Here is a 15,002-nt window from a genome sequence, read left to right as displayed (position 1 = left end):
TATACCAATCTCACTCTAATAAGCGAAAGGGGGGCAAAAAATGAATGAACTTAAACTTATTAAGAAGGCAATAAATGGAAATAAAAAATGTCTTCAGGAACTTCTTATTTTACATAGTGATCAATTATACCGTACGGCATACTTATATGTTAGAAATCGTGAAGATGCTCTGGATGTTGTTCAAGAGACATCTTACAAAGCTTTTTTATCGATCAGCCAACTGAAAAATGAGCATTTCTTTTTAACTTGGCTAACTAGAATCCTTATAAATTGTTCCTATGACGTTTTAAAAAAGAAGAAGAAAGAGATCCCTATAGACAATATGAACGAGCGAGAGTTTGATAAAGGAGTAACAGGAGTAGAGAGTCTTGACTTATTAGAGGCAATAAACCAGTTAAATGAAAAATATAAAAATGCAATTATTCTATTTTACTTTCAGGATCTTCCAATAAGTGAAGTGGCTCAAATCATGAACATTCCTGAAAATACAGTAAAAACCTATTTGAGCAGAGGGAAAGAAAGGTTAAAAATGTTGTTAGGAGGAATGAACCACAATGGAAAAAAACTCATTTCAAGAAGTATACGAGAAGATTGAAGTACCACAAGAGGATGTTTTAAAAGCCATTCAGAATGGAATGAATCGGGCTAGTTTTGATGTTCCTAAAACTAAAAGGAATACCAAAATAGTTTTGTGGTCGACGGTTGCAGTTGCTGCGATTTTAGTTTCTTCCAGTTTTATTTCTCCTTCCATGTCTCATGTAATGGCGAATGTACCTTTACTTGGAAAGATATATGAAACGTTTAACGATGCCATTGGCAGAAGCTTACAATCACAAGAATTAATAACTGAACTAAATAAAACAGCTAGCAGTAAAGGGATAGATGTCACTATTACCAATGCATATTATGACGGTGCGGTTGTAGGAGTAACTTTTAATGTGAAAGGGAATTTGAACACTGAGGAAAGCGGCAAGGTGGTTGGGTTTTATGAGATTTTTGATGGAGATGAAGGAATTTCAGATAGTAAAGAACTCGTTCATATGGAACCAACAGATGATGGTAATATTGGGCATATTCAATTAAGTTATCCAGAATCAGAATTACCACAAGAAGCTACCTTCCCACTTGAATTCAAAACAATTGGGGGGAAAGAAGGAAGCTGGAGATTTGATGTTCCAATTAACCAGTTACCGTATGAAACAGTTACTATTGATAAAGAGAGCAGTGAAGAATTTTCAGGTGTTAAAGTTCATTTTGATTCGATTCTTTTTGGTCAAGCATCGACCGCAATTAACTACACGGCTACTTTTCCTATTCAAGGAAAGCATGATCAAGTGCGGCTAGAAGTCTATGATGACAAAGGGGATGAAATAAACATCTCAATGGATGGGATCGACCTGAAAACGATTGAAGAAAACGACCATATTATTGTTAAAGGAAGAAGTGTCATTCCACAGTCGGTAAAAGGGGAAACAAAGTATTTAGAGGTGCATCCGAAAGTAGCAATATATGAACAAGATCAATTTGTTTCCCTGAATGCATCAACACCTGTTGAAATCAAGGCAGATAGACAGAATCTTGCTGTTACCATTGAAAAGATAACTGTTAATGATCATAGCCTTGGTGTTGATTTTCAAGTTAATAATGGGGATGAAATGGGCAGGAGCTTTGGTTTCTTTAAGGATTTTGCTCGAAATGATGTCCTTTTAGTTAAGGAAACAGAAAAGGATATCTATATGGAACCCATGCAACACGCAGTTAAAACCATTCATAAGGATGAATTACGATTTAGAAGTACATTTGATATTCGTAAGCTTGATGGGTTTAACCTAAACAATTATGTAATAAGGGTTAACTTGGGATCTTTAAGTGCGAATATTCCTGTTGAATTAGATAAAGTTAAGATGGATGTAAATTAAAATGTGGAATATAGATAGTAATAAACGAACTGTATGTGCTTAGGTAAAATACTTGTGGGGCAATTCTATAAAAAATGGTACAAATGTTCTTGTAAGGATATAATTGTCTTATACTAAATTAAAGGGGGCCTGCTATATGAGCCAAAGAGTTTCTTACTATGAAATTGCATCTGATGGTATGGAAATGATGATGAATATGGAAAAATACACGAAAACAGCAGCAATCGAACGAAAACTTCGTGAGCTTATTAAAATTCGTGTTTCTCAGATTAATGGCTGTGCATATTGCTTGAATATGCATTCAGCAGATGCGAGAAAAATGGGTGAAACAGAACAAAGAATATACTGTGTTAGTGCTTGGAAAGAGTGTGAATTCTATACAGAAGCTGAAAAAATAGCTTTAGAGCTGGCAGAGCATGTGACATTAATCCCGACAAAAGGTGTGCCAGACGAGATTTATCAACGAGTACGTGAACACTATGACGAGAAACAGTATGTTGATCTTGTTTTAATCATTAATCAAATTAACAGTTGGAATAGAATTTCTATTGCAATGGGCAATAGAGCCACTGAAAAATAATAACTCTAAATCTCATTTTTTAAATATTTAGCGATAGGGCGCAATTCTGGAGCATGAATTGTGCTCTTTTTTTATGTTAAGTTCCATTTAATGGAGGAAGAATGTACAAGTAATTAGAATAAAATAATAGTAAAAAGATATTGGAGGGGTTCTATGAAGCTTGTAGGGGAACAAATTTATCTTCGACTTTACAAAACTTCTGATGCCAGAGAGTTAGCTAGTTTACATACTAGAAATCGTGAATTTTTTCAACGAGTTAGCCCATTACTCCCAGAAGATTTTTATACAGAGGAATATCAAAAAATACGCCTTCAACAGGCATTAAAAAAGACAGATGAAGGGCAATTATACGCCTTTGGAATCTTTTTAAAAGCAACTGATAAACTTATCGGAGACATTTCATTAACTCAAATTGCCAGGGGAGACCTCCAAAGCTGTTATACGGGATTTACATTAGATAAGGAGTATAATGGAAATGGCTATACAACAGAAGCTCTTCAACTTGTTGTCGACTTTGCTTTTAGAGAATTAAAACTACATAGAATTGAAGCAGGAGCTATGCCTGACAACATAGCATCTATTCGTGTATTAGAAAAAGCGGGATTTAAAAAAGAAGGTATAGCTAAGGAAAATCTAAAGATTAATGGCAAATGGACAGATCATCAAATATTGGCTATCATCAACAGCTTGGATGTGTAAGCTCATTTCACTTGCGAAAATATTATATAAACGAGAACCTGGTACATATCTAAGGAGTTGCTTGGCAACTCTCTTTTTTTATCAAAGATTGAGTAATGTTTCACTTAAATTATATGGGCAGTTTACTTGAAGAAGCATCAGCCTTTAGTTCATTGATAAATTGATTATGTCATTCGTTACTATTCCTTCACCTATTGCTTGAATATGTAAATGGTCATGTAGGTAAGGCTTATCAATGTTCCAAGTCAAAGAAAAGTTATTATCGTTTTCGTTTTCCTTAATGTCATAGCCTATTAGTCTTCTTTCTGTCCATGTTTGCGTACCAGTAGGAATTAGCCAAAATAAAACAGTTTCCGTGTTTGCTGCTTTAACTTTAAAAGTTATTTCTTTTGTCCCTTTCAAAAATTAACATAGCTAATAATATATCTGTTGTTAGGAGTAACTTGGAAGTATAGTCTGAAGATAGTCGAGTAATGATATAACAAGCAACAAAAACTGACGGTTGACATAAAAGTATCTACAATTTTCATGAAGTTTTTATGCTTTTTTTGATGTATATTATCCTGTTCTTTAATGTCTATTAAAAGTCCTATAAATTGATTGTTTTTTTAAAAAGTAAGTTGTACTCTATTGAAAGTAAGATGTATTCTAGAAAATCTAAAGGAATGTCCCAATTTTGGAGACATTCCTTTTTTCTTACAATATTATAATTCCTTATTCAACAATCGTAGCCACTCTTAATTATTTGGAAGCACTACAAAAAGAAGGTTTCTTATTAAAGAAAAGCACCCTATAGATTAAGTAAAATTCATTACAATTTCAGATTTATTTCTTAAGTGTCCTGTGCAATTGATTGCAGTTGCTTTGCACATTCAAGCCATTTAGGTTTTATATTTTTATTAAATCTAAAATAGCTTTTGGTTCCTTTAAAACAAATTCTACTGATTCAAATCCTTCAGTTGTTTTAGAACCCCATAATGCAAGTGCAAATTTAACACCTGCACTTTTTGCACACTGCATATCATATATAGAATCTCCAATGTATATTGTTTCATCTTGATTAGCATTTAACCCATCTAAACAAGCTAATAAAGGTTCAGGGTGTGGTTTATGTTTTTCAGTATCGCTTGCACAAATCGTGTACTCAAAAAATGAACTCAATCCAAATGGTTCAAATTCATCAATTAACTCTTGTTTTGTTTTTGAAGTCACAATACCAGTTCTGACAGGACTTTCTGATAATGTTTTTATAACATTTTCTAAATCCTGAAAAACACTTACCTGGTGAGAAAATTCTAGTACAGTCTCTGACCACTTTGGATGTACACGTTCCAGATCAGTCACATTTAATTTTTTTAATGTTTCTATCCCTGGTATTCCTAAAGCAAACCTTAAATCCTCTAATTGATAATCCTTTCCTTCTTCTTTTAAGACTTTTTGTAGAGATTTTAATATAGCTTTTTCAGTATCTAAAATAGTCCCATCGACGTCAAAAATCACATATTTAAACACTCCTTATCACTCCCTAGTTTCTAATATATAAACATTTTACAATTATAATGTAAAAAAATACTCTTGAGAAAAACTGCTATTAGCACAAGAAGAAAAAAAATCTCCGCAGAAATCCCTTTTGAAGTAAAGCTCTCATTAGGTGAACAACTGGGAATATCAATCAAAATAGACAGGTTCTTGTGGATTATGTAAATGTTTAAATGCTATATGAATTTGTGATTCTGTATTTCTAGCTATTGATAAAGCTGGTAGTTCATTTTCTACGAAAAATTCCACCGCATCTGTTTCAATACCTTCTTTTGGTTTCCCGCCAATGATTTCACATTGGATAAATATTTTATAAACGTGATATGGAGAAGGTGGATGAGGATGGCATTTCTTGTCGAGTACAGCTATTAATTTTATCGCTTTAACATCAAACCCTGATTCTTCTTTTACTTCCTTGACTGCTACTTCACTTGGAGTTAATCCAATATCACCCCAACCTCCTGGTAAAGACCAATCTCCATCACTGTTTTCTCTCACCATTAATATTTTATTACCACTAAATACAACAGCCCTAATATCAACTTTTGGCGTTGCATACCCAGTTTCATTTGCAAATAATTCTTTTATAATTTTATTGTCCATATTTGTATTCTGTGTCAATATTTCAACACTAATTTTTCTTATTAATTCAAATCTTTCCAAGTCATAAATATCTTTTGAATAAGTTAGCCCTGCTTGTGCAATTGATTGAAGCTGTTTTGCCCATTCTAGCCATTTAGGTTTCATCGTTATTCACCACCAATTGATTTTTACCTCATTTTCATTAAAAACTAAAGGTTGATAGTACATGTTCATCTTTTTGAAGGTTAATTTTTTTAAACATCTTTCTACTCCCTTGGTTGAAAATTAGCTTAATTTCAATCTAATTTATGAAATGCATTTCAAGTCAAGGGAAAACTCAAACAAAAACTTAAAACGATTCAGGCAATCAGATAACAAACCTGTTTCGTGAGAAAAAAAACCACCTGATTTGGCAGCTGATTAAGGGGTTAGAATTTTTAAGTTGGGTATTCTCTTTTTCCTCATAAATCCTTTATATATACAAGAAAGCAGTTCGGGGTTGCTAGAAATATCTCGAATTCAAGTCTTCTACATAATGGCCCGCTTATGGAATAAGAAAAAATCCTGCATATACTCCTAACCGAAGGTATCTATCATTATGCAGCAAACAGCTACTGATGGTTGATGTCCTTTTTCTTTTATCTACAAAGTGATGTCAAATTAGATGAGATAGTTATCTATTTAACACTTTAACAATGATAGTGGAAAAATTCTCCACTTAAACCCTTTAGCTTTTCATAACTAAAAATGTAATTTAGAACAGACTACCGCAATTCATCCATAGCACCCGGAATGAAAATGAAAAAGAAACTAAGGAAAAACGGATCGTTTTCCTTAGTTTCTTTACTTTTTGGGACTTATGGGACAGCCTCATAAATTTTACTTTTCGCTAAAAAATGCTAATCTTTTGTTCATCATCCATAGCAAAGATTAGATTTTCCGCTTACTAACATTTCTAATTCGTTTCATTCAAATTAAGAACCTAAAACATAAAATACGTAACGACTCATGCCTTCTCCAATTATGATAGCAAGTAAAGCTAGATAAACAAATGAATAATATACTTTTTTACTTGGTGCAAGTGCTAAGTAAGCTAGGACAGTGATTCCAATAAGCTCAATGATCCAGCGGATTGCAACGGTTCCCTCGTAAGCTCCTAAACTAACGGCAGCAGCTTGACCACTTATTTGTCGAATTTCTCCTTCTAGAGAAGAGTATGTTGCTAAGCCAATTAACTGAACGGCGATGCCCGCAAAGACTACTAAGAAAGCCGTTTTTAATAGGTCTTTAGACAATTTGCTATTCTGAAGTGAAATAATTGATAGACTAACAGCAAGAATCGCTCCTAAAGTGAAAGTTGTACCATAAAAAGACAAGAATGTATTCGCATGATTCCAGCCATTTACGAGTGTATTAGAATAGATGGCTGCCATACAATACACATCAATAATACCGACGATGGCTGTAATAATAAGTAAAGCTGGATTCACCTTTTTTTGTAATAAAGCTAAACCCGTAGTAGCACATACGAAAGCAATAAACGTTCCAGTAACGACAATTTCACGGCTCATCCACGAATGACTAAATCCTAAAATCGCATTGAAAGCATGCGTTGGAGTTCCAAGGTGAACAAATGAAGCTCCTAGTCCGATGAATGATAATACTGTAATAACCAGCAACGGTAACTTCATTACTTTGAAAGGATCTATTCCGTTTTTCTTCATCTTACTGTAAAAAATCGACAGCATAACGATTCCACCAATTGCCGCTTGCATACAAATGGTAAAAATCAACAATGGCCACTCATGCATTATGGAATCCTCCTTATATAGCCGCATCCTTATGCGGATTAATAACGATATTTGGTTTAGTTATAGATGGACTAGGAAGTCCTTTAATTTCTGCATTATTACCATATTTTTTACGTAATTCATCAATCGGGCCAAAATCGATGCATCGCATAATACAAGCTGCAATACAAGCTGGCTTTTCTCCCTTATCACGAAGATCTAAACATGTATCACACTTTGTCATCATCCCAAGCTCTTCATTAAATTGCGGAGCACCATATGGACAGTTCCATTCGCAGTATTTACAACCAACACATTTTTCATGGTCTACTACAACGACCCCATCTTCACTTCTTTTGTGCATAGCACCTGTTGGGCAGCCTTTTACACAGCCAGGTTCGTCACAATGATTACAAGAAATCGAGACATTATACGCTCTAACATTATTAATCCAAGCACCGTCTTTATCCTTCGTAAAATGACCATCTTCAAATGCATATACACGCCTAAAATTTATCCCAACTGAATTATTATTCTTATCCTTACATGCAATTACACATGCATTACAACCATTGCAGCGGCTTTGATCAATATAAAAACCTAGTTGTGCCATTTTTCATCCTCCTCCTTATGCCTTCTCAACTTGTGCTAAATTCGTATGCTGAGGGTTACAATGGAATGGTGACGCATCTAGACCTGTGAGAACGTTAATGACACCTCTTTCGTCAACACCTTTATCATTTGGTGTGTGCCAACCACCTTGTGGCATACAAATAACGCCAGGCATTACTCTACTTGTCACTTTTGCAGGAATAATCGTCGTTCCTCTTTCATTGAATACCTTTATCTTGTCGCCTTCGTTAATTTTTCTTTTCTTAGCGTCAATCGGGTTGATCCATAGTTCTTGTGTTTGTACCTCTTCCATCCACTCGCTCGTTTCCCATGTTGAGTGGCAACGTCTTTTCACATGCCAGCCAAACACTTGTAATGGATATTTGTTAGTTACGCTGCTTTCTGGACCTTCTGCAACTGCCACATGCTTCGGAATAGCAGGAATCGTTTCTTTTTTATCCATATCCCATAGCTGTTTAGAAAATAATTCGATTTTTCCTGATGGTGTTTCAAATGGATTATTTTCAAAATCTTCTATTTGTTCTTTGAAATTGACAATGTGATTGTCTTTATACTTATAAACACCATTTTTCTGCATTTCTTCATAGGACGGGAAGTCTGGATCCTTTGTTTTCGACTCCTCAATCATCCATTTCACCCAATCATCTTGAGTTCTGCCTTCTGTGAATTCTTGTTCTATACCTAACTCTTTTGCAAGCATAGTCATCCATTCATATTCAGTCTTCGAACCATATAAAGGCTCAACAACTTTCTGTGAAAGGAAAATATGCTGCCCAAAGCTCCATGGTGGAACAAAGTCATTTTGCTCAAAGAAAGTACAAGTTGGTAAAATAATATCTGAATACTTTACAGAAGGTGTCATATAAATATCTGATGTGACGATAAACTCACATAAAGATTCATCCTCAAGAATTTTGGTCGTTTCATTAATATCACTATGTTGGTTGACTAAACAATTTCCCGCCATATTGAAAATCATTTTGATGTTTGATGGCAATTTTTGTCCCTCTTCTAGACCTTTAACGCCATCTTCTGCACCCATTTCTGTACCTCGGACAATCGCATCCGTGTATTTGAACACAGGAATTGAAATACCTAATGGATTCTCTGGGATTGGAAAATCTTGATGTTTGATTAGCTTACCGCTAGGAAAGTTTGGTCCTGCCCAACCACCACTGATACCAATATTTCCAGTTAATGCTGCGATCATAGAACCGCCTCGTGACATCTGCTCACCATTCATATGACGATTAATGCCGTTTCCTTGAACCCAAGCCATTGGTTTCGTTGTCGCCACTTCACGTGCAAGTTTGATAATGCGATTCGCAGGAAGCCCTGTAATCTTTGCTGCCCACTCTGGTGTTTTTGGCACTCCATCTGTCTCACCCATTACATAACTACGGTAAGATTCACCAGCTGGAACACCTTCTGGCATATGCTCCTCATCATGACCGACGCAAAACTTATCTAAAAAGTCTTGATCGTGGAGATTTTCTGTAAACATGACATACGCCATTGCAGCTACAAGCGCATTATCTGTTGTCGGCTTAACAGGGAACCAATCATCTGCAAAAGCCACATTTGTATCCGTTTTCCGCGGATCAATTGTATAAATTTTTGCCCCTTTTGCTTTCGCCATTCGAAGGTACATATTAAAATGGCCAATGATTGTTTCAGCAGGGTTCATACCGTGTAAAATGATCAGCTTTGAATCTAATAACGGGCGACAACTGTTACCTGCTGAGCTTGTACCAAACGTATATGGTGTCGCAGCACCGTGCTGTCCTGAGCTATAATTTGAATAGCGTCCTAAAAACCCGCCATCACAACTTAATAATCTTTGAATGACCGTATCACCGCTTCCAACCGTTCCCGTTTGCCCTGTTGCATAAAGGCTAAAGCGAGAAGCTGGACCATATTTTTCTTTAATTCGATTATTTTCCTTAGCAATAATTTTTATTGCTTCTTCCCAAGAAATTTCCTCGAATTTTCCTTCTCCACGTTTTCCAACGCGCTTTAACGGTTTTTTAATCCGATGAGGCGAATAAACATGTTTACGATAACCACGGCCACGTAAACAAGCGCGAATTTGCGGGAACTGTTCATTGTCCGCATTCTCATCTCTTTCGTCATTATCTGTAGAAATACGAACGATTTGTCCGTCTTTTACATGTGCTTTAATTAGGCATTTTCCGCCACAATTCAGCGTACTACAAGTTGGAATAACGACTTCCTCGACATCATTTTTTTCTGACTTTGCAAGCACTTTTGGCACTAAGCTTTTTGATGTCACAGCACTTCCAACTAATAATGGTGCCGTTACTGCTCCTGACCATTTTAAAAATGTTCGCCGCTTCAATGTTTTTTCAGCAATTTGCTCAAAAAAGTTTTTATCCATTTTCAAGAACCTCCTTGAAACTCTTAATGTATTCAAATTCTTCATCAATGAAATCTAATAACAGTGTTGCTATTCCTTTATAAAAAACACTTGTGGAGGAAGAGTGAATATCCTTTGTAAAAGGCTTAACCCATTGCATAAGATGATTTGTAAGTAACCAATATTGATTATATATTCCCTTCGTAAAATCATCCTTTTGTCTTTCCTCAAACGCTTTCTCCGTGTACTGAAGTAAATAAAGCATGAATTCTAATTGAATGGCTATGTGATCTTCTGGTTCTTCATTTTCATTAATAAATCTCAAACCAAACTGGTGTAGCTTGTCTCTTAATTGAAACACAGTCTCTCCAAACATCGTCTGATCCTTTGTCACATAAACAGATTCCCATGGTGGTGCAGGAATTTCACCTTTATCATTAAACACGTTAAAAATACGGAAGAATTCATTTTTTTCCTTTTCAACAACTTCATTTACATTTTCTTCTTTTAACTCAGTAAAAAATGTATTTAAATGAATATTCCCTTCAGCAAGTACGGATAGGTCACTTGTGTGAAGCATGTCTTTCCAACGTTGCAAAGTTTCTATGGATAGTGGTTCTTTAAAACCGACAATGAGAAACTCGTAGACCAATTTTCTCTGAAAACTAACAGTAGATTGATTATTTGCGCACAAACTAGTCATTGAAACTCCTCCTCTCAATAATCAAGATGACAGAAAATTCATAATAAATATTTTCAAATTATGAACCTGGTTTGTGATCTTTTACACAATACTGGTGTAATTATAGGTGAAATTTTTTTAGCTGAACAGTTCAAATCTCAAACAAAATACATAACAATATGTGACTCAAAGTGACTTTTATACATTTTGTATATTCATCGTTAACAATATCTTCACAGGTGTAACAAAACTTTAAATAACTCTCTCTTTATTATTCATTCTTTTCCCTCCATAAAAAAACACCCTTATGCGAATCCCAATAACCATAGTTAATGGGATTCGCATAAGGGTGTTCCTCTTCAAAGTGTATTATTTTATATTTATATATAAGCAAATAAATCAGGTAGTGTACATTTTATCTTTCAAGAAAACGATCACGATTTACAAATCTAACAAACGATTGTCTTAAAGTTTGATCAGGCTTTTCATTCATTATACATTTACTAATTATTTGTGCTAAAGGGCTTTCATTTACAACAGCTTTAACTGAAGCATCAAATAACTGTTTTTCGCTTACTTTACTCCAGTCTAATTCGTATCCATTACGGCCAGCTAATTACCGAATAAATTTTCGCTCCTGAAACATGTTTATACAAGTAGGGGGTGAACAGTTTAGCTGACGGGATCGAGTCCCACGGGGGCGACGTTCTACCCCGACTACCGTAATCATATGACCATATAGAAAAAGGTCAACCAGAAAAATCTGGCTAACCTTATATTACGAACGGGTGCTTTAGCAAAATAACTTATGAACTATTTTGTAACTTTCCTGTTTTTCAATTCAACAATCGGGCATGTTTAATATCCCCTCACCCTTTATGCTTTCGAACAAGGATAGTTTTTGCCTTGCTGAAAGAATTTATAAAAAGTAGTTTTGAGGATTTTTTAATGCACTTGCAATTTTCCTAATTCCTTCTTCAATTCGATGGGCGTCAACATTTGAAACATTCAACTTCAAAATCCGTTCGTGGTAAAAGTCATCTAAATAATTTCTTTCAACTGAATCCAGATATATGCCTTCTTCATGCAAATGATAAACAAATGATTTCAAATTCACACGCTTGGGCAGCCCAATATGACTATGCATTACAATTTCTGATGATGATTCGTACGTAGATAAATGATCTTGTATTGATTGATGCAGAATTTTCGCACGTGTATGATAGATGTTACTGACTTTTGTTTTATTATGTTCAAACATACCATTTTTCAAATAGAGATATAATGCGGCTTGTGAAATCATAGAGCTGTCGATATCTGTTGTCATTTTGTATTTTTGAAAAATGTCAATAATTGAAGGAGGAAGAACCGCCAATCCAATTCTTAACCCAGGAAACATAATTTTTGAAAAACTTTTTAAATAGATGACTTTATCATGGTAATCATCAGCAAAAAGAGGATCGTTCTTCGGATTGTATTCAAAGTCTGCTAAATAATCATCTTCTACAATGTATACATTATACTGGTCTGCTAATTGTAAAATAGCCTCTTTTTCTTTTTTACCGTATGAAGATCCTAAAGGATTATGAAAACGTGGCATTGTATAAAAGAATTTAATATCTTCTTCATGAAATATTTGTTCTAGTCGACCTAAATCAATACCTTTCGCGGTACGTTGAATTCCTATTGCTGGCAGCTGTAAGGTTTTCAGAAGTTCCATATATAAATGATAGCTAGGTTGTTCAACAAGAATGGTTGAACGATTATTTGGAAAGGGCATCATACTTACTAAAGATAGAGCCTGTTGAACACCTGTAGTGATGAAAATCTGTTCGTTATGAGTAAATACTTGGTAAGATTCTAACAGTTTTTTAGCTTCTGCTATGAGTGGTGGCCAACCTTTTGGCGTTCCGTAGCGAAATAATTCTTCCTGATATGTGTCTATTGCTTTATTTATGCAGTGTTGAAAATCTTTATAAGGAAATGCATGCCAAGTAGGAGATGCGCTTGCAAAGTCAATTATGTCAGTGGACAATGGGGTTTTGAAGACGTGATTATCTACAACATAATATCCACTTTTCGGTTGGGCATAAATAATATGTTGCTCCTCCAATTTTTTTAAAGCGGTCAATACCGTGCTTGTACTACAAGAAAATTGTTGTGTTAAATTTCGAATGGATGGTAATTTTGCAGCGGTCGAAAATTTACCAGACTGAATTTGCATCATAAGTGATTGATAGATTGATTCATATTTAAGCATTTTAAACCTCTTTGCACATCTGTATCGGTACAGATGTGTATTTTTTATATCGTAAAGGATATTATTATCCCTTACGATAAATGGTGCCGGCCGGATCAATATAAGGGGGTAATCAAAATAATTGAAAATAGAAATGCATATATCGCAGCAACTATCTATGCAATCATTATCGGATTGTCATTTATGTTTGTTAAAGTGACATTCACGGTTGCAACACCGTTAGATACATTGGCTCATCGGTTTACCATTGCATGGATCGCTGCCACAGTGTTGTTCGTGTTAAAAAAAGAATCGATCAAAGTAACAAAAAAAGATGTACTGCGGATTGCCTTGTTAGCCATCTTATATCCGACATTCTTTTTTGCTTTTCAAGTATTTGGGTTAGTGCATACATCTTCATCGGAAGCTGGTATTATTCAAGCAACAATACCAATTTTTACGTTGATTTTTGCAAGTATCATTTTAAAGGAAACATCTACACGTAGTCAAAAAATAGCGATTGGTTTATCTGTACTCGGTGTGATGTATATTATGTACATGAAAGGGGCAGGGGGCACAAATACAAGTCTACTCGGGACTGGTTTAATATTACTTTCAGCACTTACAGCCTCACTATACAACGTATTTGCCAGAAAGTTAACACAACGGTATTCGTTATTCACTATCACATATATCATGACCTTGTTTGGGTTTATAGCTTTTAATGGACTGGCACTGACAAACCATGTAATGAATGGAACAGTCCATCAATTTATGCAACCTTTTGGACACTGGGATTTTGTTCTTGCCATTTTATATTTAGGTATCCTATCGTCTTTAGGAACGTCCTATCTTTCCAACTATGCTTTATCAAAAATAGACGCATCGAAAATGAGTGTTTTCAGTAATTTTGCTACGCTCATTACCATTTTAGCAGGGGTCATTTTTTTAAAAGAGGAATTTCATTTATACCACATAGCAGGATCAATTATCATTATCATCGGTGTTGTTGGTACAAACTATTTTGGTGCAAGGGGCAAATCAAATGAAAAAATATAGTCTCTTGCTAATCATAAGCTTCATTTGGGGATCTCAATTTTTCTTCATGGAATTAGTAACGAATGATGTAGGTTCCATTTCGTTGTCTGCTTTGAAAGCACTGATCGGTGCAATTTGTTTATCAGTGATTGGCCTGTTCCAATCAAAGAAAAACTACACAACCAATACTAAAAAATATTTTTGGATTGCACTTTTTGAAGTAATCTTGCCGTTTATTTTTATTGCACAAGGCCAAAAGTACGTATCGAGCAGTATTGCATCTATGCTAATCGCAATGGTCCCAGTCTTCACCCTATTACTTTTAACAGTGTTCTTCAGAAAAAAAGCAAGTCAGTTTGAGTTAGTTAGCATAATTCTAGGGTTTCTAGGGATTGTTTTCTTATCATGGTCAACGCATGGAATCCACGACGTATTAGGAAATATATCTGGAAATGCTTTACTCATTCTTGCTGCGATGAGCTTTGCGTTATCATTGATTCTAATGGAGAAATTAGAAGGTGGTTCTCCTGTGGGTCATATGAGAAACGTTTTATGGATTGCAAGTATCGTCTTAATCCCACTCGCACTCCTTTTTGAAAAGCCATTGCAAATGGACATTAATCATACACAAGTATTATCTATTATTATTTTAGGAATGTTCCACGCTGGAATCGTCTATATGCTGTATAATCTATTGATTCAAAGGGAAGGTGCTCTGTTTGCATCTTTCAGCAACTATATTGTACCAGTCATTGGCATCATTCTAGGCTATGTCATTTTAAAAGAACCATTATTTTCACAACATAAAATTGGTATGCTTATCATTCTTTTTGCTCTTTTATTTTCGAATGAGGACATTTTTAGAAAATGGGTTAGGTAGGATATATAAAAATAGAAACACGGTTAGCTAATTACCATAAATTT

At 34.9% G+C, this 15,002-nt stretch carries 14 protein-coding genes; 6 read left to right on the top strand and 8 right to left on the bottom strand.

Going from position 1 to position 15,002, the window contains the following annotated elements; all coding sequences use genetic code 11:
- The first annotated feature begins 40 nt into the window (after positions 1–40).
- From FI644_RS03170 to FI644_RS03155, 4 genes are all read left to right on the top strand, one after another.
- Complete coding sequence (locus FI644_RS03170; protein ID WP_142108021.1) at positions 41–595, top strand: sigma-70 family RNA polymerase sigma factor; 555 nt, start codon at positions 41–43, stop codon at positions 593–595.
- A complete protein-coding gene (locus FI644_RS03165) occupies positions 555–1,919 on the top strand; it encodes a DUF4179 domain-containing protein (RefSeq protein ID WP_142108020.1) in 1,365 nt (454 codons plus the stop codon). The genes FI644_RS03170 and FI644_RS03165 overlap by 41 nt, the downstream gene beginning before the upstream one ends.
- Before the next feature lie 136 nt (positions 1,920–2,055).
- On the top strand, positions 2,056–2,499 hold the full coding sequence (locus tag FI644_RS03160) for a carboxymuconolactone decarboxylase family protein (protein WP_142108019.1): 444 nt from the start codon (positions 2,056–2,058) through the stop codon (positions 2,497–2,499).
- A gap of 153 nt (positions 2,500–2,652) precedes the next feature.
- Positions 2,653–3,198 (top strand): GNAT family N-acetyltransferase, encoded by a 546-nt coding sequence (locus tag FI644_RS03155; protein WP_142108018.1) that lies wholly within the window; start codon positions 2,653–2,655, stop codon positions 3,196–3,198.
- 144 nt (positions 3,199–3,342) lie between these two features.
- On the opposite strand, the gene FI644_RS03150 is transcribed toward FI644_RS03155, so the two are convergent.
- The 8 genes from FI644_RS03150 to FI644_RS03115 form a co-directional block, all read right to left on the bottom strand.
- Positions 3,343–3,600, bottom strand: coding sequence for a hypothetical protein (locus tag FI644_RS03150; RefSeq protein ID WP_053474779.1), 258 nt, complete (start codon positions 3,598–3,600; stop codon positions 3,343–3,345).
- A 486-nt stretch (positions 3,601–4,086) separates the two neighbouring features.
- Positions 4,087–4,710, bottom strand: a complete 624-nt coding sequence (locus FI644_RS03145) for an HAD family hydrolase (RefSeq protein ID WP_056682992.1) — start codon at positions 4,708–4,710, stop codon at positions 4,087–4,089.
- 156 nt (positions 4,711–4,866) lie between these two features.
- Positions 4,867–5,484, bottom strand: coding sequence for an NUDIX hydrolase (locus FI644_RS03140; RefSeq protein WP_056682995.1), 618 nt, complete (start codon positions 5,482–5,484; stop codon positions 4,867–4,869).
- Between the two features lie 809 nt (positions 5,485–6,293).
- On the bottom strand, positions 6,294–7,130 hold the full coding sequence (locus FI644_RS03135) for a dimethyl sulfoxide reductase anchor subunit family protein (RefSeq protein ID WP_056682999.1): 837 nt from the start codon (positions 7,128–7,130) through the stop codon (positions 6,294–6,296).
- A 13-nt stretch (positions 7,131–7,143) separates the two neighbouring features.
- Positions 7,144–7,722, bottom strand: coding sequence for a DMSO/selenate family reductase complex B subunit (locus tag FI644_RS03130; RefSeq protein ID WP_053474783.1), 579 nt, complete (start codon positions 7,720–7,722; stop codon positions 7,144–7,146).
- 15 nt (positions 7,723–7,737) lie between these two features.
- Complete coding sequence (locus tag FI644_RS03125) at positions 7,738–10,140, bottom strand: DMSO/selenate family reductase complex A subunit (RefSeq protein WP_053474784.1); 2,403 nt, start codon at positions 10,138–10,140, stop codon at positions 7,738–7,740.
- Positions 10,133–10,822 carry a TorD/DmsD family molecular chaperone gene (locus FI644_RS03120; RefSeq protein ID WP_053474785.1) on the bottom strand — a complete coding sequence of 230 codons (690 nt, stop codon included), beginning with the start codon at positions 10,820–10,822 and terminating at the stop codon, positions 10,133–10,135. The genes FI644_RS03125 and FI644_RS03120 overlap by 8 nt, the downstream gene beginning before the upstream one ends.
- Positions 10,823–11,720: 898 nt before the next feature.
- The gene (locus FI644_RS03115) at positions 11,721–13,061 is read right to left on the bottom strand and encodes an aminotransferase-like domain-containing protein (protein ID WP_053474786.1); all 1,341 of its coding nucleotides are present in this window, start codon (positions 13,059–13,061) and stop codon (positions 11,721–11,723) included.
- A gap of 117 nt (positions 13,062–13,178) precedes the next feature.
- Between FI644_RS03115 and FI644_RS03110 the strand changes: the two genes are divergently transcribed.
- Entirely contained in the window at positions 13,179–14,099 is a 921-nt protein-coding gene (locus FI644_RS03110) for a DMT family transporter (RefSeq protein ID WP_053477453.1), read from the top strand.
- Positions 14,086–14,958: a DMT family transporter gene (locus FI644_RS03105; RefSeq protein ID WP_053474787.1), complete on the top strand. Its 873-nt coding sequence runs from the start codon at positions 14,086–14,088 to the stop codon at positions 14,956–14,958. The genes FI644_RS03110 and FI644_RS03105 overlap by 14 nt, the downstream gene beginning before the upstream one ends.
- The last annotated feature ends 44 nt before the right edge of the window (positions 14,959–15,002 follow it).

The sequence above is a fragment of the Cytobacillus solani genome (assembly GCF_006704205.1).
Lineage (GTDB): Bacteria > Bacillota > Bacilli > Bacillales > Cytobacillaceae > Cytobacillus > Cytobacillus solani.
Note: the sequence above shows the minus strand (reverse complement) of the source record. Positions and strands in the feature narration are given on the sequence as shown.